The organism is Novosphingobium soli (assembly GCF_042432915.1).
In the GTDB taxonomy this organism is placed as follows: Bacteria; Pseudomonadota; Alphaproteobacteria; order Sphingomonadales; family Sphingomonadaceae; genus Novosphingobium; species Novosphingobium soli.
The window spans coordinates 111,761-133,856 of record NZ_JBHLWK010000019.1 but is presented as its reverse complement, the minus strand read 5'-3'; the positions used below and the strand labels follow the sequence as shown (position 1 = coordinate 133,856).

The following is a 22,096-nucleotide window of genomic DNA, read 5'->3' as shown; positions in this document are numbered from 1 at the left end:
GCGTGACGAACGCTGTCATCGTCATTGGCGAAGGCATGATCGAGGTCGCCGAGCGGCCCGAAAGCGGCTGGCACCTGGGCTACGGCGGCGACACGCTGAACACCGCGATCCACCTGGCGCGCAGCGGGCTGGCGGTGCGCTTCGCCAGTGCGATCGGTAGCGACCCGCTGAGCGCGCGGTTGCGGTCGGATTGGGAAGCGGCGGGCCTCGACTGCTCGCTGGTGCTGGCCGATCCGGTGCGCGAGCCAGGGCTCTACGCGATCACCCGCGATGCCGAGGGCGAGCGCAATTTCGCCTACTGGCGCGGGCAGAGCGCGGCCCGGCACTTGTTCGAGCATCCTGACAGCACGCGACTGGCCGAAGAAGCGGGCAGGGCGGAGCTGCTGTGTTTCTCGCTCATCAGCCTGGCGGTGCTGCCGGACGCGGGGCGCGAGGCGCTGCTGGACATCGCCGCGCAAGTGCGGGCGCAGGGTGGCCGGGTGGCGTTCGACGGGAACTATCGGCCGCGCCTATGGTCGTCTGCCGAACAGGCCGAGACGTGGCGCACCCGCGCCGCCGGCGTGGCCGACATCGGCCTGCCGACGCTGAGTGACGAGACGATGCTGAGCGGCCTGGAAACGGCCGACGCGGTCGCCTCTACCTGGGAGCAGGCGGGTTGCGGCGAGGTAGTGGTCAAGTTGGGCGCAGACGGGTGCCGCATGCGCGACGGCAGGATCGCGCCGGTCCCGCGCAAGCTGCGCGCGTTCGACACCAGCGGCGCAGGCGACGCGTTCAACGGCGGCTATCTCTCCGGCCGTATGCGCGGCCTCGATCCGGCCGCGGCGGCGGCCCGCGGGCAGGCGCTGGCGGGCTGGGTCGTCATGCGGGCGGGTGCGATCCCGCCGCGCGACGACGAGGCGCCTTACTGAGCGCTTACCCGGCGGCGCAGCAGCCACCACAGCGCCGCCGCGCCGAGCACGTCGAGCCCGGACAGCGCCACGAACAGCGGGTTGTAGCCGTAGACCTCGGCGCTTTGACCAATCAGGAAAGTGAACAGCATCCCGCCGATCCAGGCGACGGTGCCCGCCATGCCGCTGGCGGTGGCGACGGTGCGGCCGTCGAACACGTCCGAGCACAAGGTGATCAGCGCCCCGTTCAGCATCTGGTGCGCGAAGCCGCCGACGCAGAACAGCGCGATGGCGAGACCCGGCGATCCGGCGAGACCGATGCAGGCAGGGCCGACCATGCACAGCGCGCCGACCGTCATCGTGATCTTGCGCGAATCCAGCGTTCCGACGCCGCGCCGCATCAGGATCGGAGGCAGCAGGCCGGCGGTCAGCGAGCCGACGTCGGCCGCCAGGAACGGCAGCCAGGCCCACAGCGCGATGGCCTTGAGATCGAGGTTCCACACCGCCACGAGGTAGAGCGGGATGAAGAAGTTGAACGTCTGCCACGCCGGCTCGGCCAGGAAGCGGGGCAAGGCGATGGCCCAGAAGCTGCGCGAGCGCAGCAGCGCAGTGCGCGAGGCGGGCGGGTCGGACGGCGGCTCGCCGCGGTGCTGGGCGATGTGGGCGCGCTCCTCGTCGCCCAGGCGCGGGTGCTCGGCCGGGGTGCGGTAGCCGAACCACCACAGCAGGGCCCAGGCGACGCTGAGCCCGCCAGTAACCAGGAAGGCAGACTGCCAGCCGTAGCTGAGGATGCAGAACACCACCAGCGGCGGCGCGACCATGTTGCCGACGCTGGTGCCCATCTGGAAGGCGCTGGTCGCCAGCGGCCGCTCGCTGGCGGGGAACCACTCCGATACCGCCTTGGTGCCCGCCGGGATCGCCGCGGCCTCGGTGGCGCCCAGCAGGCCGCGGAACAGCGCGAGGCTCTGCCAGCCGGTGGCCAGGCCATGCGCCATGTTCGACAGCGCCCAGCCCATCGCGAAGATGAAGAACCCCAGCCGCGTGCCCAGCGCATCGAGCACCGCGCCCGCGACCGTCTGCATCACCGTGTAGGCCGCCTGGAACACCAGCACGACCCAGCTGTACTGCTCGGTCGTCATGCCGAACTCGGCCTTGATCGTCGGCGCCGCCACCGACAGCGTCGAGCGCGCCAGGTAGTTCAGGATCGTGCCGAGCGTGACCAGCGCGATGATCCACCAGCGCAAGTGACCGCGCGTCTTCATGCCCGATCTCCACGCACGTTGTGCAGGAAGCGGCTGGCGTTCGCCGCCGCGGTCATGCCGTCGGCCGGGGTGTCGACCTCAACGTAGCCAATCGCGTCGGTCACGCGGTCAAGGCGCGGCAGCAGCGCCGCATAGTCGAGCCGGCCGGCGCCTGGCTCGACCAATTGCCTCATGCGGTCGGCGCCGCGGCTGGGATCGACATCCTTGAGGTGCAGCGACACCACCCGCGCTCCCAGCCGGGTCACCAGGGCGAGCGGATCGACGCCCCCGACCCAAGCCCAGGCCAGGTCGATCTCGAACGCCACCTGCGCGGGCGAGAAGGCGGCGGCGATTAGGTCGAGCGGGGTCTCGCCTTCGAGCGGAGCATGGTCCCACCAGTGGTTGTGATAGGCGAGCGTCAGGCCATGGTCCTGCGCTATCCGTGCCATCGTGCCGAGTTCGGGCAGCCAGGCGTCGAACGCCGCGCGCGTGGTCTGGCCGAGGGCGGGGCCACGGAAGAAGACCGGCGCGGCGGAATAGGCGATGATGCTTGCGCCGATGGCCTGCGCATCTCGTGCCTGCTCTGCGAAGCTGCGGCCGTAGCCGTAGCGAACGACGCCGACCGCCAGCCCTGCATCGTGCACGAGCCTGGCCTTTTCAGCCGGTGGCAGCTCAGGCGCCGCGCTCTTGCCGTAACCGGCAAGGCGGAAGCCGAAATGCGTGTAGCCCATCGCCGCGACAGCGCGCAGCGTCGCCGGGTAGTCGCGCGACAGGGCGGACATCACGGTCAGGTCGGCAAGGCCCAGCGGCCGGGAGCTATGGCGTCGCCCCGGCACGGTGGTGCACGAGGCCAAGCCGGCAGCTCCTGCCACAAGCGTGCCGAGCGCGGCGCGCCGCGCAATCGCGTGCCTCACCGGGTGATCTCGATGGCGCCGAGCGAGGCCTTGCCGCCGGTGCTCTTGAAATCGAGCATCAGCCCGTCCGTGCCGACCTTCACCGGGAAACTGCGGATCACTTCGCGCAAGGGACCGCCGGCCGCCTGGCCGATGTTCAGCCCCTCGATCGCCGTGGCGCCGTTGGCGGTGACGGTGAGGGCCTGGTTGGCGGTGCCGCCCGGGCGCGGCTCGAACAGGTGGAGCGTGACGGTCCACGTGCCCGCGGGCGCTGGAATGCGGTAGCTGAAGGCCTCGCCCTCGCGCCAGTACTCGAAGAGTTCGGGCGTGGCGGTCTCGACCTTGCGCAAGGGGCCGAGCGAGCGGCCGCCGAAGCCGACGAGGTTGAGGATCACCGGCGTCCCTCCGGTGACGAAGGTGTCCGATCCGAAGCGATGCCCGGCCAGTTCCCGGCCGCCGAGGTTGCCGGCATCGATGCGGATGCCGGCGTTCGCGGCAGGGCCGGTCCAGGTCGCGGTGTCGCGCAAGGTGCGCGCGCCGGTGCGGCTGGTCACCACCGCCTTGTTCGCGCCGGGCTTCAGGGCCACGCCCTTCCACTCGCACACGAAGTTGACGCAAAGCGTGTCGCCCAGCTTGCGACCGTTGAAGGTGAGCGTCGCGCTGGGCGCGTTGGCGTAGGCCTTCACGTCCATGACCGGGTAGGCGCGCTGGACGTAGTGCTTGCCGGCCAGGTGCAGCGCGGGCGTCTCGCCCCAGGCCGCCTGGTAGTACCAGAACGGGTCCTTGCGCACCTTGCGGTCGGCGGTGACGAGGCCCTTGTCGTTAAGGTCGACCGAGTCGCCTTCGTCGCGAAAGTCGCTGGCGAAGTCGAACATTGCCCACACCCAACTGGCGAAGACTTGGTTGCGCGCGGCGATCACCGGCCAGGTCTGCTCGTGCAGCCAGGCCGCGTATTCCTCGGGATGCGGGCGGCCGACGAAGTTGACGAAGCCGGAGCGCACGTCGTCGCTGTGCTGCGTCACCGCGCCGCCGCCGCCGTATTCGCTGATCGAGAGGGGCAGGGCGGGATGGTCGGCGTGCAGCTTGTCGAGCGCGGCGCCGAGCTGCGCGGCCATCTCCAGCGGCTTGGGGTAGTACCAGCCGAAGTAGCGGTTGTAGCCGACGAGGTCGGTGGTTCCGACGACCTTCTCGCCGGCGGTCTGGATCATGCCGACGCCTTCGCAGCAGTCGGCCATCGTCGTCGGGCGGTCCGGGTCTTCCTGGTGCGCGACCGCGTTCAGCCGCTGGAGCAGCGCCAACGGCTTGGGCGGCGCGCCCTTCTGGCCGAAGCCCTTGGCGGAATCGACTTCGTTGCCGACGGACCACATCATAATTGAGGGGTGGTTGTAGTTCTGGCGGATCTGCTCGCGCAGCTGCTCCTCGGCGTTGGCCCAGAGCGCGTCGCTGCCCTTGTCGCTGGTGAGCGAGGGCGTGGTGACGTAGGGCAGCTCGGCCCAGACCACCATGCCGGCCTTGTCCGCCAGCTCGGTCCACTGGTCGGCATGCTGGTAGTGCGCCTGGCGCACGGTGTTCGCGCCGAGCTCCTCGATCAGCGCCATGTCCTGCGCATGCTGCGCCGGCGTCAGCGCCCAGCCGGAGCCGAGCGCGTCCTGGTGCCGCGAGACGCCGTGCAGCTTCACGTGCTGGCCGTTGAGGAAGAAGCCCTTGTCGGCATCGAAACGGAAGGTGCGCAGACCGAGCGGCTGGTCGACCCGGTCGATCACCCGGCCGGTGTCGGTCAGTTCGGCGGTGACCGTGTAGAGGTACGGGTCGCGGCGGCCGTTCCACAGATGCGGCTTGGGCAGCGTCACGCGACCGATGGCCTCGCTGGCGCCGGGAGCGAGCTGCACCGGCTGCTCCTCGCGCGCGACGGTCTTGCCGGCGGCGTCGGTCACGCGGGTGACGAGGCGCAGCGGCTGCGCGCTGCTGCCCAGGTTGCGCAGGCGGGTGCGGACCTCGACCAGGGCGCGATCGGCGGTGATCTCGGTGGCGCGGGCGTAGACGCCGGGACCGCCGTGGTCGAGCGGGTCGATCGAGGCTGCCGGCAGCTGCAGCAGCGCGACATCGCGGTAGATGCCGCCGTGCACGAAGAAGTCGCCCGACAGCGGGATCACCTCCGCGGTGGCGCTGCCCGCCTCGACCTTCGAGTTGTCGGCGCGGACCACCACGGTGTTGACCTGTCCGGGCCTCCAGACGGAGGTGACGTCTATCCGGAAGCGGCCGAAGGCGCCCTTGTGGGTGCCGACATGGCTGCCGTTGACCCACACGTCGGCGATCTTCGACACCGCCGCGAAGTCGAGGTACTGGCGCAGGCCCGCGGCGACCGCGGGCGCCTTGTAGGCGAGGCGGTACCAGCCGTGGCCTTGCCGGTTGTTGCTGTCAGGCCCGCGCTGGGTGCGGTAGCCGCCGATGCGGTTCCATGAGTGCGGCAGGGCGACCTGGTCCCAGCCGCTGTCGTCGAAGTCGGCGCGCGAGGCGTCGGCCTGGACGTTGCCGAAGTGGAAGCGCCAGCCCTGCAGCAGCGGATGCACGTCGCGCGTCGCGGCTGGCGTGGCGGGCGAGCGTCGTTCGGCGGCAGTGGCCGGAACGGAGAGCGCGGTGCCGGTCATGAACAAGGCCGCAATCGCCATAGGTCGCCGCATGTGCATCTCTCCGCCTTCCGCTTTTGTGTGTTCAGACCAACGTGCCGTAAGTGGATTGACCTTTAAAGGCCAGCAGGAATCGGAAAGTTGCCTGTGAGGCCGATCCCGGTTGCCATTCGTTCAGCTTATGAACTATACAGCAGCCCGGCATTCGGAAGAGGTGGTCGCGTGGTCAAGGCTTGGATTAACGGAGAGCAGCTGCTCTCGCTGTGGCTGGTGCTGTTCGTGATCGCCGGCATCGGCGCCGGCGTGGTCAGCGGCTTCTTCAAGGCGCGCAAGATCCAGCCCAACGGCTTCAAGTGGAAGATCTTCCGCAACGAGGCGCTGTTCGCGGTGATCACCTTCGCGGTGAGCGGCGTGGTGCTCGGCTTCATCCGCAAGTGGATGGAATCGCGCGGCTGGATCAGCTTCAACAGCGCCCCGGCGATGTGGTGGCAGGTCGCGCTGGAGTTCGCGGCCTACTTCTTCCTGTTCGACACCTACTTCTACTGGCTCCATCGCTGGATGCACAAGGAGCCGGTCTACAGCTGGGTGCACAAGCTGCACCACAAGTCGACCTCGCCTAACATGCTCACGACGTTCTCGGTCAACCCGCTGGAGTCGCTGATCAACGGCGGCTTCCTGTCGCTGTTCGTGGCGGTGTTCACCATCCACGACGCGACGATGGCACTGATCGTACCGACCAACATCCTGATGGGCCTCTACGTCCACTCGGGATACGAGTTTCTGCCGCGCTGGTGGAACAAAAGCTGGGCCAGCAAGTGGTTCATCTCGGCCACTTTCCACGACCAGCACCATCGCTTCTTCACCGGCAACTTCGGCGGCTACACCACGATCTGGGACCGGCTGTGCGGCACCATGCGGCCCAAGTTCGAGGCCGACTTCGACAAGGTCACGGCTCGCAGGGACGCAACTGCCGTCCCCACGAACCTGAAGCCGACCGCCTGACGCTCGCCCGTTCAAAGCTTGCGTTGCGAAACTCACCATTGACGCAGAGCTGTTCTTTGGTGGTAAGACCACGTTGAGAAAAGCGATGGCGTCCAGTGTGCTTATGGCATGCGGGTGCAGGCGCCATCGACGGGTCAGGGTGAGAGAGGCATTATGCAGCGCAGGCAGTTCATCCAGGCTGGCGGAATGCTGGCAGCGGCGGCGACGCTCCCCCGTCCGGCCTGGGCGCTCGCGCCCGAACGCGTGCCGGTGACGATCCATGCCCGCGAGGTGACCGGCAGCCTGGCGCACGTCTGGGAAGAGTCGGCCGGCTCGGATCGCGCCGCAATCACTCTGCGCGAGCGCTGGCGGCAGGACCTCGACCGCTGGGTCGATGAGGTCGGCCTCAAGCGCGTGCGCTTCCATGGCATCCTCAACGATGAACTGGGCGTCTACGCACCCTCGATCCTCAACCGCGGCAAGCCCAAGCCCAACTTCCAGAACGTGTTCGAAGTCTACGACGGGCTGATCGCGCGTGGCGTCTCGCCCTACGTCGAAGTCGGCTTCATGCCGCAGGCGCTCGCTTCAGGGACGGCGGCCTTCGGGTTCTACAAAGGCAACATCACCCCGCCCCAGTCGCTGGACGACTGGGCCGGGTTCCTGCGCACTTGGGTCTCCGCGCTGGCAAACCGCTATGGCATCGCCGCGGTCCGCACCTGGCCGTTCGAGATCTGGAACGAGCCCAATTTGCCCTTTTTCTGGACCGGCAACCAGCAGCAGTACTTCGACCTCTACAAGGCCGCGGCCGTCGCTATCAAGCAGGTCGACGCCGCCATCCCGGTAGGCGGCCCCTCAACGTCGGGCGGCGCCTGGATCAAGGAGTTCGCCGGCTTCTGCACGCAGAACAATGCGCCGCTCGATTTCTTCGGCACCCATGCCTACGCCGGATCGGTGGAGAAGCAGGTCGCCGACGTCAACGAGGCGATCCCGAACACCGTTGCGCAAGTGCGCCAGGCGATCGAAGCTTCGGGCCATGCCGGCAAGCCGCTGTGGCTGTCGGAATGGTCGTCCGACAGCCCGGCGATGATCGCGCATGTCGTCAAGGAGTGCCTGCCCAGCTTGCAGGCAATGTCGCACTGGACTCTCTCGGGCACGTACGAGGAACTCGGTGTGTTCGACACCGTGCTGCGCGAGGGCGACAACGGCTGGCCGGCGATGTACCGCGGCATCGCACGGCCGAGCTTCAACACCTACAAGCTGCTGCATGCGCTCGGCACCGAGCGGCTGCGTACCGACGGGCCGGCGCTTGCCACCAAGGGCCGGAAGCTGGGCGTCAGCGCGCTGGTGTGGAACCTGGCAGTGGCGGCGCAGGCTGCGGGGCTGCCGACCTCCAGCACCGAACGCAAGGTGACCGGCACCCCCAAGACGTTTGACGTGCAGTTCGCCGGGCTGAAGCCGGGCACGGCGGCGCAAGTGCGGTTCGTCGACCAGGAGCGCGCATCCCCGATGCCGGCCTGGCGCGCGATGGGCTCGCCGCAGTACCTGAAGCCGGAGCAGGTCGCGCAGCTGCGCGCGGCGGCCGACATCGCGCCGCCGGTGCGCATGCGGCTGGACGCGCGCTCCACGCTCTCGCTCGAGCTGCCGCCCGAAGGCGTCGCCCTAATCGAGTGCGCCTGATGATAAAAGCAGGGGGATCCCACATGACTGTCGCCGCCCACCGTCCTTTCCGCTCGGCGCTGCTGCTCGCCGGCGCGCTGGGTGCGTTGTCCGCTCCTGTCGCCCACGCCGAGGCGCCGCAATCCGCGAGGGCGGCCATGACCAGCAAGACCTTGAACACCGCCGGCTATGCCGAGCAGGATACCCTGTTCGCCAAGCCCGTCATCGATGCCGACGAAGCGCGCGAGACCAGCGGCGTGCGCTACCGCTATGTCCATGGCGGCTTCGAGGGCACCGACACCAAGTTCGCCTTCTACTTTCCGGAGCAGTGGCAGGGCCGGTTCTTCCAGTACATCACCCCGGTGCCCGACAGCGAGACGCTCTCGGAAGGGCTGAAAGGTTCGGAGGACCGGATCGGCTCGGCCTTTGCTGCCGGCGCGTACTTCGTCGCCACCAACGGCGGTGGGCCCAAGGCGGCCGACCCGATGGCGGGCATGGACCCGACCATCGGCGCCTATCGCGCCAACGCCGCATCGGCCCGCTTCTCGCGCTTCGTTGCGGCGCAAGTCTATGGCGCGCGGCCGCATGTCTACGGCTATGCCTATGGCGGCAGCGGCGGCGCCTATCGCACTCTGGGCGGGCTGGAGAACACCAAGGGCGTGTGGGACGGAGCGGTGCCCTATGTGCTCGGCTCGCCGATGGCGATCCCCAACATGTTCACCGCGCGGCTCTATGCGATGCGGGTGATCGGCGACAAGCTGGACGGCGTGGTCGACGCGCTCGACGCCGGTGGCTCGGGCGATCCTTACGCGCATCTCGACGAGAGCCAGCGCGCGGCACTGCGCGAGGTGACGGCGATGGGCTTCCCGCCGCAGTCCTGGTACGCCTGGCGCACAATGGGTCCCCACGCCTTTGCCCTGCTGTTCGGCGGGATGCGGATGGCGGACAAAAGCTATTTTACCGATTTTTGGACCAAGCCGGGCTACGAGGGGCACGACCGTCCCGAGCGCTACGCGCAGGCGCGGGTGCAGCTGGCGACTTCGATCGCGCAAGTCGTGACCGCGGACGAGGCGGCCAAGGCCGGCTTGTCGCTGGACCGCTCGCCCGGGACCGCCAAAGGCACCGCGGACCTTGCCTGGCAGGCTATGGGTCTCGCCTCGGCCGGGCAGATGCCGGTGGCGGTGCGCCTCGCCCAGCGCCCGCCGGCTGGTGCGCTGCTGCTGTCCGACTTGGTGCTGCCCGACGGGCGCAAGCTGCTGTTGACCGACGTACGGGGCGATCTGGCGATCATCGGCATCAACGATCCGCGCGCGGTCGGCACGCTCAGGGCCGGGATGGCGGTCAAGCTCGACAACAGCGATATCCTCGCGGTGCAGCGCTATCACCTGCATCAGGTGCCGCCGAACGACGGGCAGTACCCGGTGTGGGACCAGTTCCGCGACGCGGCCGGCAAGCCGGTGTACCCGCAACGGCCGATGCTGCTCGGGCCGTTGTTCACCCGCGCTGCCGCCGGTGCGGTGCCAACCGGGAAGTTCGAGGGCAGGGTCATCCTTGTCGAGAACCTGTGGGATCGCGAGGCGCTGCCCTGGCAGGGTGACTGGTACCGCCGCCAGGTCGCTTCCGCCACCGGAGGCAACGCCGACACGCGGATGCGCCTATGGTACACCGACCGCGCGCTGCACGGCGACTCCGCGCAGCAGGACGATCCCGCGCGCGTGGTCTCGTACCTGGGCGTGCTGCAGCAGGCGCTGCGCGATCTCGCCGCCTGGGTGGAGGACGGCAAGGCGCCGCCCGCGACCACCGCATACCAGGTGGTCGACGGCCAGTTCTCCGTTCCGGCCGAGGCAAGCAAGCACGGCGGCGTCCAGCCGGTCGTAACGTTGACCGCCAACGGCGGCGCCGTGGCGCGGGTAAAGGCAGGGCAGGCGGTGCGCCTGAGCGGCTCGATCGCGGCGCCTCCGGGCACCGGCAAGATCGTAGCCGCCGAGTGGGACTTCGAAGGCGACGGCACTTACGACGGCCCGGCCGAAGTCCGCGCCGCCGCCAGCGTGCGGACCAGCGTGTCGCACGCATACGCCAAGCCCGGCACCTACTTCGCCGTTCTGCGCGGGGTTTCACAGCGCGAGGGCGATGTGAAGACGGCGTTCGGACGGATCGAGAACCTGGCGCGCGCCAGGATCGTGGTCGAGTGAGCCCGGCGGGTGCTTCAGTCGATGCGCTGGAACGCCCGCAACATGGCCGCGAACAGCGTGATCTCGTCGGCGGAGTAGCGGGCTAGGGCGATCTCGATCGTCCTGCTCAGCGTCCGGCGCACCGTGGTCGCGGCATCGCGGCCGGCGGGCGTGAGCGCGAGCCGCGACTGGCGGCGGTCCTGCCCCGCGGTGATCTCGACCAGCCCCGCGCTCCTGAGCCGGTTCAGCTCGGCGGTAACGAGGCTGCGGCCGATGTGCAGCACGGTGGCGAGGTCCTTGGGGAAGCGCACGCCGTTGCCGATCAGGCTGAGCATGAAGGCGCCTCGCGGACCCAGGTCGTACCGCTCGGTGATCTCGGTCCCCGCCGCAGTGACCGGCCGCGGGCCGAACGCCAGTCCGGCGGCGATCTCGCCCAGGATTTCGGGGGCGATGGCGCCGTCGTCCCAGTCGGGATTGTCGATGCCATGCGCCAGCACTTGTTCGAGAAGCTGCTTGCGCTCCGCTTCGTTCTCGTCTTCCTGCGCCGGGGTCATGAGCGTCTAGTTAGCAGCGAGCGATGCCCGGGCAAAGCCGGGCGCGTGATCCAGGGTCGCGGGTGTCGAGAGGACACGTCTGATCTCGGCAGGATGCCGCGAGCGCGACGAGCAGGATTCCCAACAACGTCGCCTTGGCACTTTAAGCCACTCTGTGAGCTGTCGAGCGGCTCGACATCATGATGCCTGCTTATTCACTCGACCATGTCGCTTGAGATTGGATTACGATCCTCTCATCGGCGTCATTGCATGAATTCACAAGATATCAGCTGGCCGTAAACTTGCTCGTGCGTCGTCTTTTGTTTGTAACGCTTGCGCGTAGCGCTTCTCTGGCTGCTCTCGCCTCTGTGAGCGTGAGGCCATTGTGGCCAGCAGTTCCAAGACCGAGATGAAAAGACCGGTCATGGTGATCCTTTTAGCGTGATCAGGGAAGCCGGACGATCGGCTTGCCGGAGAAATTGCGATTGCGCAGCGCGTCGAGGTGGTCGGGAAGAGTGCCGAATGTACCCTCGACCAGGGGCTCGGGCTGAAGCCGCCCTGCGGCGATGTCGGCGAGAAGCGCTGCGCCGACCTCGGTCAGGCGAGCCCAGTCCTCGGCATCGCCATAGGCATGCATCGCGCCCAGAGCCACCTCGTGCAGCGACACGCTGCGGGTGAAAGGCGGGTCGGGCCAGGTCTCGATCCGATCCTGGATGCAGACGAGATGGCCATTGGCACGCAGCGCCGGCGCGAGCCTGGCCGCATGCTCGCCACGGACGCTATTGATCACTGCGGTGAAGCGCTCGCCCGCCCACGCCTGGCCTGCCCATGCCTCGCCGGGCGCAAGCGGACCCGGCACCCATGCCGCCGCGCCCAGGCTCAGCAGCCGCTCGCGATGGCGTTCGTGGCAGGATACGGTCACGCGCCAACCGCGCCGGTGTGCGAGTTGCACGAGGTAGTTGCCGACCGCGCCACCAGCACCGCTCACCAGCATGCTGGCGCCAGGGAGCTCGGGCAGCTTGGCCAGCGCCAGCCACGCGGTGAGCGCGGGACAGGGCACGCTGGCGGCGATTTCCAGATCCAGACCGTCCGGAACGTCGAGCAGCACATCGGCGTGGATCGGCACGAAGTCGGCATAGCTGCCGTGGGCAGTCAGGCTTTGATGATAGGCAACGCGGTGACCGAGCCAGCTTTCCGGCACGTCCGTGCCGATCCGAACGACGACGCCCGCGCCATCGACGCCCGGGAAATGGCCTGGCTGCCAATCGAGGCGTCCATCCAGCACCTTCCAGTCGATCGGGTTCAGCCCGACAGCGACGTTGCGGACGAGGACCTCGCCCGGTCCCGGACTGCCCAGTGCGCGCGTTTCCATGATCAGCGCGCAAGGCTCGGCATCGCCCTGCCAGGTCCAAGCGCGGTAGCTGTCGGGCAGATCGCCCATGTCAGGCATAGGCGCCGGCCGAATAGGTCAGCTCATAGCTGTGGCTGTAGAGTTCGAGGATGTTGCCGAAGGGATCCTCCATGTAGACCATCCGGTACGGCTTTTCGCCCGGATAGTATTCGCGCACCGGCATGCGCTGCTTGCCGCCCGCGGCGACGATCTTGGCGGCCAGACCTTCCACATCCGGGTCCTGCACGCAGAAGTGGAACACGCCGGATTTCCAGTACTCGAAGTTGTTCTCGCGCTGCTCGGCGTTCCGGAACTCGAACATCTCCACGCCCACCCGGTCGCCGGTGGAAAGGTGCGCGATGCGAAACCGCTCCCACCCGGCGCCGAACACGTCGGTGCACATCACGCCGATGGCGCTGTCGTCCTCGGTGATCGTGGTCGGCGGCATGATCAGGTACCAGCCGAGCACCTCGGTGTAGAACTGCACGGCGGCGTCGAGGTCAGTGACCGATATGCCGATGTGGGAGAAATTGCGCGGGTAAGGGGTAGCCATCGTCATCTCCTTTGCTTGCTGGCGAAATTAGGACCTCACACCTATTAGGAGAAGCGATGCCGCTTTATCGCCGCTATAAAGATACGTTATGGTAAACCCAGTATGGCTGCGTAGCCTGATCGCATTGGCGGAGACCGGCAGCTTCACGCGCGCGGCGGCCGCGCTCGATCTCACGCAAGCTGCCGTAAGCCAGCACATCCGCCAGCTCGAAGGGCAAGTCGGCCCGGTGGTGATCCGGCGACCGCGCCTGCTGGAGTGGACGCCGACGGGCGAAGCGCTGCTCGACCATGCCCGCGAGCTGGAGGCGGCAGACCGGCGGCTGGCGGCTCGGCTCGTCGGGGCCGACGCGCTCAGCGGAGAGGTGACGATCGTCACGCCGGGGAGCGTCGGTCTCTTGCTCTACCCATTGCTGCTCGACCTTCAGCAAGCCAGCCCGGGCCTCGTCATGCGTCACCGCTTCGCGCCCGATCCGGAGGTGATCGCAGCGGTGCTGGACAACCGCTCCGAGCTGGGCATCACCACCCAGCGTTCGGAAGACGCCCGACTGGCCGCCGAACCGTTCCTCCACGAACCGCTCGAACTCATCGTGCCCGCGGCCGAAAAGGTGAGGGGCTGGGTCGATCTGGAGCGGATCGGCTTCGTCGATCATCCCGACGGCATCTCCATGGCCACCCGGCTCCTGTCGCGGCGGTTCAGTGGCAATCCGGGCGTGCGCAAGCTGCCGGTGCGCGGGTTCAGCAACCAGATCGGCCTGATCCTAGAGCCGGTCGCACGAGGGTTCGGCTTCACGGTGCTGCCGCGCTATGCGCGCGAGGCGTTCCGGCGACCGGAGGCAATCCGCGTGCTGGAGGGAACGCCGGAGGTGGTCGACACCTTGTGGCTGACGTATCGTTCCGAATGGCCGCTTTCTGCGCGTGCCCGGCACGTCGTGTCTCGGCTCTCCGAAATGGTCGCGGCAGGTCCCTCGCGAGCGTGAGGCGGGGCGGGCGACTGTCGGCTGGCATCGCAAGCTCGGCCGGGCACCCCGTGCGCGAACCGTGCGTTATCGAGCCCGTGTTCACGATGACAGAGTCTGGTTGAGGTGACAATTTGAGATTGAGGTGACAATTTGAGAGGTCTCGATTTTTCGTCATGGCAGAGCCTGCTGGCGACGCTGGTGAGTTTGACGCTCGTCGCCCTGGTAGGCGTCGGCATCCGGCTGCTGTTGATGATGACCGTTCAGCAGCGGCGAGAGCGCGCCAATCGCCAGATCAACGAGCGCCTGCGCACGCTGATCGCCGCTTATCGCGCGCTCGGCGGATCGTTCACGGGCGATCTCGCGGTCGATCCGCGGCATCGGCGGGATTTTCAGAACGCCGACGCTGCCACCGGAACTCTTGACTTGTCGCAATCGACGGTAGCCGGCTCCGACCGTGCCCGCCGCATCCGCGATGCCGTGGAGGCCGCCTTGTCGGACATCATCCTGCTCGGCACGGACGAGCAGGTCCGCCTGGCGAGCGCCGCCGCAACCGAGCTAGTCGGCGGGCGGCCGGTGCGAACGCACGAGCTGGTGGTCTCCCTGCGCGACTTCATCCGCCAGGCGCTCGACCTCGATCCCATCGCGGCGAGCGTCGTCATCCCGCCGCAAGGTCCAGTTCGTCCGGCATCGGGGGGCACCGCCAAGGGCAGGAACGAGGGAGGGGCGGGCGACCGTCAGGGCGGCGGGGGCGGCATGATGGGCGGTGGCGGCGGTGGCATGCATGGCGATGTTCAGGACGAAAACGGTCATCCGCATCATGGGTGAGCGGCGCTTCGCGCAGGCCGTCGGCGGTAGACTGGCTGCTCTCCGACAGGAGGATCGCGCCCACGCATGCAGGGCATCAAGGCATGTTGTTAGTCGCCGCATAATGCATTATCGCGCGGTATGCCCGATCAATCCATGCCTCTGCGCGGCAAGCGCATACTCGAACTCGGAACCATGATCGCGGCGCCGTTCGCGACGCATATCCTGTCGCAACTGGGCGCCGAAGTGATCAAGATCGAGCCGCCAGCCGGCGACACGACGCGGGCTCTGGTCCGTGGCGGCCCTTCGGGCACGATCGTCGCCTACAGCCATTCCAAGAAGGCGCTGTGCCTCGACCTGACGACCGCCCAGGGCAAGGAAGTGTTCCGCCGGCTGGTGGAGACCGCCGACGTGGTGATCCATAACCTGGCGCCCGCCGCCGCGCGCAAGCTGGAGGTGAGCGCGGACGCCTGCATGGCGGTCAATCCGCGGCTGGTCCATGTCCACATCAAGGGCTACACGCACGGCCCCCAGGCCGACGACCTGATGACCAACCCCATCGCCGAGGCGGCGACGGGCGCGATGGACGATCACCGCGTGGATGGGCGTCCGACGCGCTTCGGACCCTCCTACCATGACCAGTTCGCGGGCACGTACGCCGTGATCCGCGTCCTGGCCGCGATGCTGGACCCTGCCGCCAGCGAGGAGGATCGGCGGATCGAAATCGGCCTGTATGAGACCGGCCTGCACCTAGCCGCCCGCGACCTGGCGGGCATGCAGCTCAAGACGCAGCTGCTCGGGCGGCTGGAGAAGGAGGGTGGGGGCGAGTTCTCGATGCCCGGATACGGCTCGTACCTGACCTCCGACGAGCGCTGGGTCTACCTGCTGATCCTCACCGACGCGCACTGGGCGAAGCTGACCAGGGCGCTGGACATGCCCGAGGACGGCAAGCCCGAGTTCGCCAGGCTGCGCGACCGCAAGGCGCAGCGCGACGTCGTGGAAGCGGCGGTTCGCGCCGCGGTGGCGCGCTACAGCTATGCTGAAATCGAGCAGCGCCTGCGCGCCGCGGGCCTGGGCTTCAACGAGGTCATGCCGCTGGAGCGCGTGCTGGAAAAGCCGCAGGCCCGCCAGGACGGCAAGCTGCGCGACCTGGCGTTCCGCGGCCTGCAGTTCGAGGTGCCCGAGTTCCCCGGTCAGCGCCAGGTGAGGGAGAACCTGCCGCCGCCCGAGATCGGCGAGCACACCGAAGCCCTGCTGGGCGAACTGGGCTATGCTGCGGGTGAAGTGGCCGCGCTGCTGGCATCGGGCGCGGCAAAGGCCTACAAGCCGGGTGATTTCGCCTGGGCTCCGGTGCGGCAGAAGGGATGACGCAAGAATGATGCAGTTTCGCACGAAGGAAGAGCAAGTTGCTGATTACCTTCGCGAAGGCATCATCTCTGGACGCATCCCGCGGGGTGCGCGACTGAAGCAGCAGGAAATCGCCACGATGCTGAAGACCAGCATCACCCCGGTGCGCGAGGCGCTGAAACTGCTCGCGGCCGAGGGCTATGTCCTGGGCGACAGCTATCGCGGGGCGACCGTCGCGCCGTTCGACATCGAGGCCTCGCGCGAGGTGCTGAACCTGCGCATCCTGCTCGAAACGCAGCTCGTGCGCGCCGCGGCCGAGCGCGTGAGCAGCGCGGAGATCGCCGAATTGAAGGTCCTCGCCTCCGAGTTCGCGACTGCCTTCGCGGCGGGCGACAACGAGACCGCCCGCGCCGCCAACTACCGCTTTCATCACCGCCTGTTCGAGATCGCGCGAATGCCGCAGACGCTGCACTTCGTGCAGATCCTGTGGGCGCGCTACCCGTTCGACCTCATCAATCGCCTGAAGGGGCGGGTGGGGCGCGCGTCCGACGAGCATGACGACCTGCTCGCCGCGCTGATCGCCGGGGATGCCGCGCATGCGATGCTCGCCACGCGCCAGCACATCGAAGCCGGCTTCCAGGAACTTCACGGCACGCTGAACCAGACCGACAACGCCAGTACCGGATGACCGCTATGAAGAAGACCCTGTTCCTCGTCATGGACATGATGAACGACCTCGTCGCCGAGAACGGCTTCAACGCCAAGACCTATGGCGTGCAGTGCCAGGAGCGCGGCGTGCTGCCCGCGACGGCAGCGGCGATCGCGGCGGCGCGGCAGGCAGGCGCGCTGGTCGGCTACGTGCGCGTCGGCTTCTCGCCCGACTACCGCGAGGCGCCCGAAGTATCGCCGATCTTTTCGGGCGCGCGCAAGAACGGCATCTTCCAGTTCGGCACGTGGGGCACCGAGGTGCATGCCGACCTGGCGCCGCAGGATGGCGACTTCGACATCAAGAAGCACCGCGTCAGCCCGTTCTACGCCACTTCGCTGGGGGCGATCCTGCGCGCCAACAAGGTTGAGCGGATTGTAATGTGTGGCGTGTCTACCAACGGCGTGGTGCATTCCGGCGCACGCGAGGCGCATGACCGTGACTACGAAGTGGTGGTGCTGGAGGATTGCTGCGCCGGCGTGACGCCGGACGAGCACATGCACGCGATTGCCTGCATGGGCCGCTACGGCACCATCGTCGACAGCACCGCGTTCGACTGGTTCGCCTGAGCAGGTAGGCCGGCGCGAGCCGCCGCCGCGCTGACGCGTGAGGAGCGGCTTGACCCTCGCCGATAATGCACTATCGACAATGCAGTGATTCCGGCGCGCACCTCCTGTCGCGCCTTACCAGGAGCATTCGATGGCGACCGACGTGAAGGAAGTGGAGGTCGGCGGCGCGCCGGCAGAGGGCAAGATCACGCCCGAGGCGATCAAGGCTGCCGAGAACATGATCGGCATGCAGCTGCGCCCCGAAGGACCGTACCTGCAGGACGCCACCGAGGACACGATCCGCAACTTCTGCAACGGCATCGGCGACCTCAACCCCCTCTACCGCGATCTCGAAGTCGGCCGCCTGACGCGCCACGGCTCGATGGTGGCGCACCCCAACTTTCCGATGGCGTTCGGCTGGGTCGGCCGCACCCGCTGGGGCCTGCCGGGCGTGCACGGGTTCTACGCGGGCAACGACTGGGAGATCTTTCGCCAGATCAAGCCGGGCGACCGCATCACCGCGATCGAGCGCGTGGTCGGCGTCGATGTGAAGGAAAGCCAGTTCTCCGGCACGCTGGTGCTGCAGTACGCCGAGGCGAGCTACTTCAACCAGCGCGGCGAGCTGGTCAGCCGGGCGCTGGGCACCTGCACCCGCCATGAGCGCAAGGCCGCGCGCGAGGCCGGCAAGTACTCCGACATCAAGACGCACGAATACACCATGGAGGAGTTCGAGCACATCGACGAGGCGATCCTCGCCGAAGAGAAGAACATCCGCGGCGGCAACGTGCGCTACTGGGAAGAAGTGCAGGAGGGCGAGAAGCTGCCCGAGATCGTGCGCGGTCCGCTCAGCCTGATGGACACGATGGGCTTCCTGGTAGGCTGCGGCCGTGGCCATACCCACGGCGTCATCTTCAAGAACGCGGTCAAGCACCCGGGCCACTTCTTCCGCAACCCCGAAGCGGGCGGCGGCATCGAGTACACCGGCATCGGCCACCACCGCGAATCGACCGCCAAGGAAGTGGGCGTGCCCGGCGTCTACGACTACGGCCCGCAGCGCTCGTCGTGGATGGCCAGCCTCGTCACCAACTGGATGGGCGACGCCGGCTTCCTCAAGCGCATCAAGACCCGCATGAGCCGCTTCAACACCATGGGCGACTGCACCTGGGGCCGCGGCACCGTGACCAAGAAGTACATGAAGGACGGCTACGCGCTGGTCGACATCGAGATCAAGGGCGAGAACCAGCGCGGCGAACTGACCACGCCGGGCCTGGCCACGGTGATCCTGCCTTCGCTCGATCCGAACACCAAGGTGTTCGTCGACGGCGCCGGCCTCGATCTCGAACTGCCGGTGGTGCGGTGAGCCTGAGGATGGTTCAGTTCCTCCCCGGAACGGGGAGGGGGACCATCCGTAGGATGGTGGAGGGGTCGGGACCTCTCCACCATGGTGATCTTTGCCGGAAAGCTCTCGACCCCTCCACCACCCGCTGCGCGGGCGGTCCCCCTCCCCGTTCCGGGGAGGAACCGGCATGACCGCACCTCTTTGCGACATCTTCATCGTCGTGCGCGCATCGGGCGTCGCGGCCGCCTATGCCGCCCGCATGCTCGGCACCATGGGCGCGCGTGTGCTGCTGGCAGAGCCAGTGGGCGGCACGCCGCTGCGCCGCGAGCCGCCGTTCCTCCCGCGCGAGGACGGCACCCCGGGCGAGACCAGCGCGCTGTTCGCCTATCTCGCTGCCGGAATGGATGGCGAAGTGGTGGACGCGCCCGAACGGCTGGCGGAACTGCTGGCCGCCGCCGACATCTTCATCGACGACACCCCGGTGGCTGACCGTACCGCGCTCGGCCTCGACGAGGGCACCATCGCAGAGCGCCACCCGGACCTCGTCCACGTCTCGGTGCTGCCGTTCGGCGCCACCGGTCCCAAGGCTTGCTGGAAGGGCGAGGACATCGTCGTCCAGCACGCCGGCGGCGAGGGCAACCTGCTGCCCAACGGCCTCGCGGTCGAGATGTTTCCCGACCGTGCCCCGCTCAAGATCGGCGGGCACTTCGGCGCCATGCAGGGCGGCATCGCCGCGGCGCTCGGCGCCCTCTCGGCGCTGTGGGCGCGCCCCGAGAGCGGTGGGCAATATGTCGACGTCTCGTGCCAGGACGCCAACCTCGCGGTGGGCGCCTTCGCCATCCAGCGTCTGGGCGACGGATCGATCGAGCATCGGGTGGAGCGTAGCTTCCGATACGGCGGCGTGATCCCGTGCGAGGACGGCTACCTCGAACTGCTGACCCTGGAACAGCGCCAGTGGGTCGGTCTCGTCGAGCTGCTCGGCAGCCCCGCCTGGGCGACGGACCCCGCGCTGAAGGACTCGCTGGAGCGCAGCCGCCGCGGGCCGGAGATCAATGCGCACATCCGCGCCTGGGCGGCGGTGCGCAAGGTCGACGATATCGTCGGCGCCGGCCAGAAGCTCGGCGTGCCGCTGGCGCGCTACAAGACGCCCGCGCAGATCCTCGCCGACCCGCAGGAGCGCCATCGCGGTGTGTTCCAGAAGGTCAGGGCTGGGGACGCAGGCGAGGTCGAGGTGCTGGTCTCGCCCTTTCACTTCGACGCCGCGCCGCTGGTGCTGGCCGGCGGGCCGCCCGCGCTGGCGGATGGGCCGGAACTGGCGCGGGCGCAGGGCTGACATCATGACCAAGCCACTCGCCGGCATTCGCATCGCCGACTTCACCGTGCACAACGCTGGCCCGTTCTGCACCAACCTGCTGTCGCAACTCGGCGCCGAAGTCATCAAGATCGAGAGCGCGATGCGGCCCGACGCGTTTCGCAAGCCGCATCCGGTCTACGGCCGCATGGGTCCGGCCACCTTCGACCAGGTGGCATCGACCAAGCTGTCTGTGCGCATCAACCTCAAGAAGGCGGACGGCATCGCGCTCGCCAAGCGGATCGTCACGGTCAGCGACATCGCCGCCGAGAGCTTCCGGCCGGGCGTGATGGACCGCCTCGGTCTGGGCTACGAGGCATTGAAGGCGGTCAAGGACGACATCGTCATGCTGTCGGTCTCGTCCTCGGGGCAGAGCGGGCCGGACTCGCACTTTGCGGGCTACGCGCCGCTATTCGGCGCCTGGGGCGGGCTGGGCGAGTTGACCGGCTATGCCGATGGCCCGCCGGTCGAGATCCGCCATGTCATGGACCACACCGTCGGCATGAACGCGGCGACGGCGGTGATGGCCGCGCTCCATCGCCGCCGGGCTACGGGGCAGGGCGGCCATGTCGACGTCGCCGCGCGCGAAGTCGCGGCCTCGCTGGTGGGGGACATGCTGCTGCTCGCCGCGGCGGGCGGCTCGCCGGCGCGGCAGGGCAATGCCCATGCGCGCATGGCGCCGCACGGGGTCTATCCCGCACGCGGTGACGACCGCTGGCTGGCGCTGGCGGTGACGGACGATGCCGAATGGCGGGGGCTCGCTGCGGCGATGGACCGTGAGGATCTGGCCGACGACGCCCGCTTTGCTACGGAAGCTGCGCGCAAAAGCAATGCCCAGGCGCTCGACGCCATCGTGGTCGAGTGGACGGTGCAGCAGGACGCCAACGAAGCGGCCGCGCTGCTGCAGCACGCCGGCATCGGTGCGCACGCCTCTTGGACCACGCCCGAGATCGCCGGCGACGCGCACTTGCGCGAACGGCGCGCGATCGTCGAGGTCGCCGAACCGGACGGCAAGCTGCGCGCGGCGGTCGGCGTGCCGATGCGCCTGTCGAAGGGAGCGCAGATCGGCATCGACCGCGGCACGCCCAAGCTCGGCGAGCACGAGGACCACGTCTATGGCGAGCTCCTCGGCATGGGCCGCGACGAACGGCGCGCGCTGGAAGAGGCCGAAGTGATCTACTGATCCTTCGGCATAGGAATAAGACGGAGAGAGACGTGGCAGACGAGACGGCGGCAGCACCGGCACTGGGGTTCATCGGCCTGGGCGTGATGGGCAGCGGCATGTGCGCCAACGCGGTGAAGAAGCACGCCGCCCCGCTCCACGCCTTCGACATGAGCGCCGATGCGCTTGCGGTGCAAGTGGCGAACGGCGCGGTCGTCGCGCAGTCGGTGGCGGATGTCGCCCGGGCCGCGCGCGTGATCTTCCTCTCGCTACCCGGCGGCAAGCAGGTGAAGGCGGTCTGCGAGGAGATCGCCGCCCATGCCGAGCCGGGCACCATCGTCGTCGACTTGTCCACCACCAGCGTTGCCGAGGCGCGCGAAGTCGCCGCCATGCTCGCCGACAAGGGCATGGCCTTTGCCGACGCACCGGTCGCACGCACCCGCCAGGCGGCGATCGACGGCACCTTGTCGATCATGGTCGGCGCCAGCGCGGACTTGTTCGCGCAAGTCGCGCCGCTGCTGGGCTACATGGGCTCCGACGTGACGCTGTGCGGCGAAGTGGGCTGCGGGCAGGTGGTCAAGCTGATCAACAACACGCTGCTGTTCGAGCAGGTCGCCGCCATTGCCGAGCTGATGGTCGTCGCCGAGCGCGCCGGCGTCACCGGCGACAAGCTGATCGAGGCGGTGGGGCTGGGATCGGGCAACTCTTTCGCGCTGCAGAACCACGCCAGGAAGGCGATGGCGCCGCGCGACTTCCCGGCCAAGGCGTTCCCGGCGCCCTACGCGCTCAAGGACCTGGGCTACACGCTCGAACTGGCCGAGCAGATGGGCGTCGAGCCGAGAATGGGCCGGCTCGCCGCCACGTACTACCAGGCGGCGGTCGATGCCGGCATCGGCGAGAAGTACTTCCCCGCCATTATCGAACTGGTCGACCGCAAATAGCGGCGGCC

19 protein-coding genes are annotated in these 22,096 nt (G+C 68.3%); 13 read left to right on the top strand and 6 right to left on the bottom strand.

Translation table 11 applies throughout. The features are described from left to right. Nucleotides 1–2 precede the first annotated feature (2 nt). Entirely contained in the window at nucleotides 3–908 is a 906-nt protein-coding gene (locus ACFFJC_RS16195; protein ID WP_379488522.1) for a sugar kinase, read from the top strand. Here ACFFJC_RS16195 and ACFFJC_RS16190 read toward each other — a convergent pair. From ACFFJC_RS16190 to ACFFJC_RS16180, 3 genes are read right to left on the bottom strand one after another with little or no spacing between them, the layout of a single operon-like run. Continuing rightward, nucleotides 902–2,149 (bottom strand): MFS transporter, encoded by a 1,248-nt coding sequence (locus tag ACFFJC_RS16190; protein ID WP_379488521.1) that lies wholly within the window; start codon nucleotides 2,147–2,149, stop codon nucleotides 902–904. The two genes, ACFFJC_RS16195 and ACFFJC_RS16190, sit on opposite strands and share 7 nt — an antisense overlap. Continuing rightward, nucleotides 2,146–2,982 carry a sugar phosphate isomerase/epimerase family protein gene (locus ACFFJC_RS16185; protein ID WP_379488520.1) on the bottom strand — a complete coding sequence of 279 codons (837 nt, stop codon included), beginning with the start codon at nucleotides 2,980–2,982 and terminating at the stop codon, nucleotides 2,146–2,148. Before ACFFJC_RS16185 ends, ACFFJC_RS16190 begins: the two co-directional genes overlap by 4 nt. A 56-nt stretch (nucleotides 2,983–3,038) precedes the next feature. Next, complete coding sequence (locus ACFFJC_RS16180; protein WP_379488519.1) at nucleotides 3,039–5,690, bottom strand: glycoside hydrolase family 2 TIM barrel-domain containing protein; 2,652 nt, start codon at nucleotides 5,688–5,690, stop codon at nucleotides 3,039–3,041. Between the two features lie 180 nt (nucleotides 5,691–5,870). Between ACFFJC_RS16180 and ACFFJC_RS16175 the strand changes: the two genes are divergently transcribed. The 3 genes from ACFFJC_RS16175 to ACFFJC_RS16165 all read left to right on the top strand — a co-directional run bounded on the left by ACFFJC_RS16175 (nucleotide 5,871) and on the right by ACFFJC_RS16165 (nucleotide 10,477). Beyond that, a complete protein-coding gene (locus ACFFJC_RS16175) occupies nucleotides 5,871–6,650 on the top strand; it encodes a sterol desaturase family protein (protein ID WP_379488518.1) in 780 nt (259 codons plus the stop codon). Between the two features lie 153 nt (nucleotides 6,651–6,803). Then, nucleotides 6,804–8,306, top strand: a complete 1,503-nt coding sequence (locus ACFFJC_RS16170) for a GH39 family glycosyl hydrolase (protein WP_379488517.1) — start codon at nucleotides 6,804–6,806, stop codon at nucleotides 8,304–8,306. A 23-nt stretch (nucleotides 8,307–8,329) separates the two neighbouring features. Beyond that, nucleotides 8,330–10,477: a PKD domain-containing protein gene (locus ACFFJC_RS16165; protein ID WP_379488516.1), complete on the top strand. Its 2,148-nt coding sequence runs from the start codon at nucleotides 8,330–8,332 to the stop codon at nucleotides 10,475–10,477. Between the two features lie 14 nt (nucleotides 10,478–10,491). Here the strand turns inward: ACFFJC_RS16165 and ACFFJC_RS16160 are convergent, their stop codons facing one another. The 3 genes from ACFFJC_RS16160 to ACFFJC_RS16150 form a co-directional block, all read right to left on the bottom strand. Continuing rightward, nucleotides 10,492–11,010, bottom strand: a complete 519-nt coding sequence (locus ACFFJC_RS16160; RefSeq protein WP_379488515.1) for a MarR family winged helix-turn-helix transcriptional regulator — start codon at nucleotides 11,008–11,010, stop codon at nucleotides 10,492–10,494. Nucleotides 11,011–11,434: 424 nt separating this feature from the next. Beyond that, complete coding sequence (locus tag ACFFJC_RS16155; RefSeq protein WP_379488514.1) at nucleotides 11,435–12,430, bottom strand: zinc-binding dehydrogenase; 996 nt, start codon at nucleotides 12,428–12,430, stop codon at nucleotides 11,435–11,437. A 1-nt stretch (nucleotide 12,431) separates the two neighbouring features. Then, nucleotides 12,432–12,932 (bottom strand): lactoylglutathione lyase family protein, encoded by a 501-nt coding sequence (locus tag ACFFJC_RS16150; protein WP_379488513.1) that lies wholly within the window; start codon nucleotides 12,930–12,932, stop codon nucleotides 12,432–12,434. 88 nt (nucleotides 12,933–13,020) lie between these two features. On the opposite strand from ACFFJC_RS16150, the gene ACFFJC_RS16145 reads away from it, so the two are divergent. The 9 genes from ACFFJC_RS16145 to ACFFJC_RS16105 all read left to right on the top strand — a co-directional run bounded on the left by ACFFJC_RS16145 (nucleotide 13,021) and on the right by ACFFJC_RS16105 (nucleotide 22,088). Then, nucleotides 13,021–13,908, top strand: a complete 888-nt coding sequence (locus tag ACFFJC_RS16145) for a LysR family transcriptional regulator (RefSeq protein WP_379488512.1) — start codon at nucleotides 13,021–13,023, stop codon at nucleotides 13,906–13,908. A gap of 180 nt (nucleotides 13,909–14,088) precedes the next feature. Next, nucleotides 14,089–14,715, top strand: a complete 627-nt coding sequence (locus tag ACFFJC_RS16140) for a hypothetical protein (protein ID WP_379488511.1) — start codon at nucleotides 14,089–14,091, stop codon at nucleotides 14,713–14,715. Between the two features lie 135 nt (nucleotides 14,716–14,850). Then, nucleotides 14,851–16,062 carry a CaiB/BaiF CoA transferase family protein gene (locus ACFFJC_RS16135; protein ID WP_379488510.1) on the top strand — a complete coding sequence of 404 codons (1,212 nt, stop codon included), beginning with the start codon at nucleotides 14,851–14,853 and terminating at the stop codon, nucleotides 16,060–16,062. Beyond that, a complete protein-coding gene (locus ACFFJC_RS16130; RefSeq protein WP_379488509.1) occupies nucleotides 15,965–16,729 on the top strand; it encodes a GntR family transcriptional regulator in 765 nt (254 codons plus the stop codon). Before ACFFJC_RS16135 ends, ACFFJC_RS16130 begins: the two co-directional genes overlap by 98 nt. 5 nt (nucleotides 16,730–16,734) lie before the next feature. Then, nucleotides 16,735–17,316, top strand: coding sequence for a cysteine hydrolase family protein (locus ACFFJC_RS16125; protein WP_379488508.1), 582 nt, complete (start codon nucleotides 16,735–16,737; stop codon nucleotides 17,314–17,316). A gap of 130 nt (nucleotides 17,317–17,446) precedes the next feature. Next, entirely contained in the window at nucleotides 17,447–18,655 is a 1,209-nt protein-coding gene (locus ACFFJC_RS16120; RefSeq protein ID WP_379488507.1) for an FAS1-like dehydratase domain-containing protein, read from the top strand. A 166-nt stretch (nucleotides 18,656–18,821) separates the two neighbouring features. After that, nucleotides 18,822–19,967, top strand: a complete 1,146-nt coding sequence (locus ACFFJC_RS16115; protein WP_379488506.1) for a CoA transferase — start codon at nucleotides 18,822–18,824, stop codon at nucleotides 19,965–19,967. A gap of 4 nt (nucleotides 19,968–19,971) precedes the next feature. Beyond that, nucleotides 19,972–21,168 carry a CaiB/BaiF CoA transferase family protein gene (locus tag ACFFJC_RS16110; protein ID WP_379488505.1) on the top strand — a complete coding sequence of 399 codons (1,197 nt, stop codon included), beginning with the start codon at nucleotides 19,972–19,974 and terminating at the stop codon, nucleotides 21,166–21,168. A 32-nt stretch (nucleotides 21,169–21,200) separates the two neighbouring features. Next, nucleotides 21,201–22,088: an NAD(P)-dependent oxidoreductase gene (locus tag ACFFJC_RS16105; RefSeq protein ID WP_379488504.1), complete on the top strand. Its 888-nt coding sequence runs from the start codon at nucleotides 21,201–21,203 to the stop codon at nucleotides 22,086–22,088. Nucleotides 22,089–22,096 lie beyond the last annotated feature (8 nt).

Excerpts from the sequence above, each read along its gene's own strand:
- ACFFJC_RS16125 (WP_379488508.1), top strand. The coding sequence starts at position 16,735 with ATGAAGAAGACCCTGTTCCTCGTCATGGACATGATGAACGACCTCGTC.
- ACFFJC_RS16135 (WP_379488510.1), top strand. The coding sequence starts at position 14,851 with ATGCCTCTGCGCGGCAAGCGCATACTCGAACTCGGAACCATGATCGCG.
- ACFFJC_RS16130 (WP_379488509.1), top strand. The coding sequence starts at position 15,965 with ATGCTGCGGGTGAAGTGGCCGCGCTGCTGGCATCGGGCGCGGCAAAGG.
- ACFFJC_RS16170 (WP_379488517.1), top strand. The coding sequence starts at position 6,804 with ATGCAGCGCAGGCAGTTCATCCAGGCTGGCGGAATGCTGGCAGCGGCG.
- ACFFJC_RS16110 (WP_379488505.1), top strand. The coding sequence starts at position 19,972 with ATGACCAAGCCACTCGCCGGCATTCGCATCGCCGACTTCACCGTGCAC.
- ACFFJC_RS16155 (WP_379488514.1), bottom strand. The coding sequence starts at position 12,430 with ATGGGCGATCTGCCCGACAGCTACCGCGCTTGGACCTGGCAGGGCGAT.
- ACFFJC_RS16150 (WP_379488513.1), bottom strand. The coding sequence starts at position 12,932 with ATGGCTACCCCTTACCCGCGCAATTTCTCCCACATCGGCATATCGGTC.
- ACFFJC_RS16115 (WP_379488506.1), top strand. The coding sequence starts at position 18,822 with ATGACCGCACCTCTTTGCGACATCTTCATCGTCGTGCGCGCATCGGGC.
- ACFFJC_RS16190 (WP_379488521.1), bottom strand. The coding sequence starts at position 2,149 with ATGAAGACGCGCGGTCACTTGCGCTGGTGGATCATCGCGCTGGTCACG.
- ACFFJC_RS16120 (WP_379488507.1), top strand. The coding sequence starts at position 17,447 with ATGGCGACCGACGTGAAGGAAGTGGAGGTCGGCGGCGCGCCGGCAGAG.
- ACFFJC_RS16145 (WP_379488512.1), top strand. The coding sequence starts at position 13,021 with ATGGTAAACCCAGTATGGCTGCGTAGCCTGATCGCATTGGCGGAGACC.
- ACFFJC_RS16180 (WP_379488519.1), bottom strand. The coding sequence starts at position 5,690 with ATGGCGATTGCGGCCTTGTTCATGACCGGCACCGCGCTCTCCGTTCCG.
- ACFFJC_RS16160 (WP_379488515.1), bottom strand. The coding sequence starts at position 11,010 with ATGACCCCGGCGCAGGAAGACGAGAACGAAGCGGAGCGCAAGCAGCTT.
- ACFFJC_RS16165 (WP_379488516.1), top strand. The coding sequence starts at position 8,330 with ATGACTGTCGCCGCCCACCGTCCTTTCCGCTCGGCGCTGCTGCTCGCC.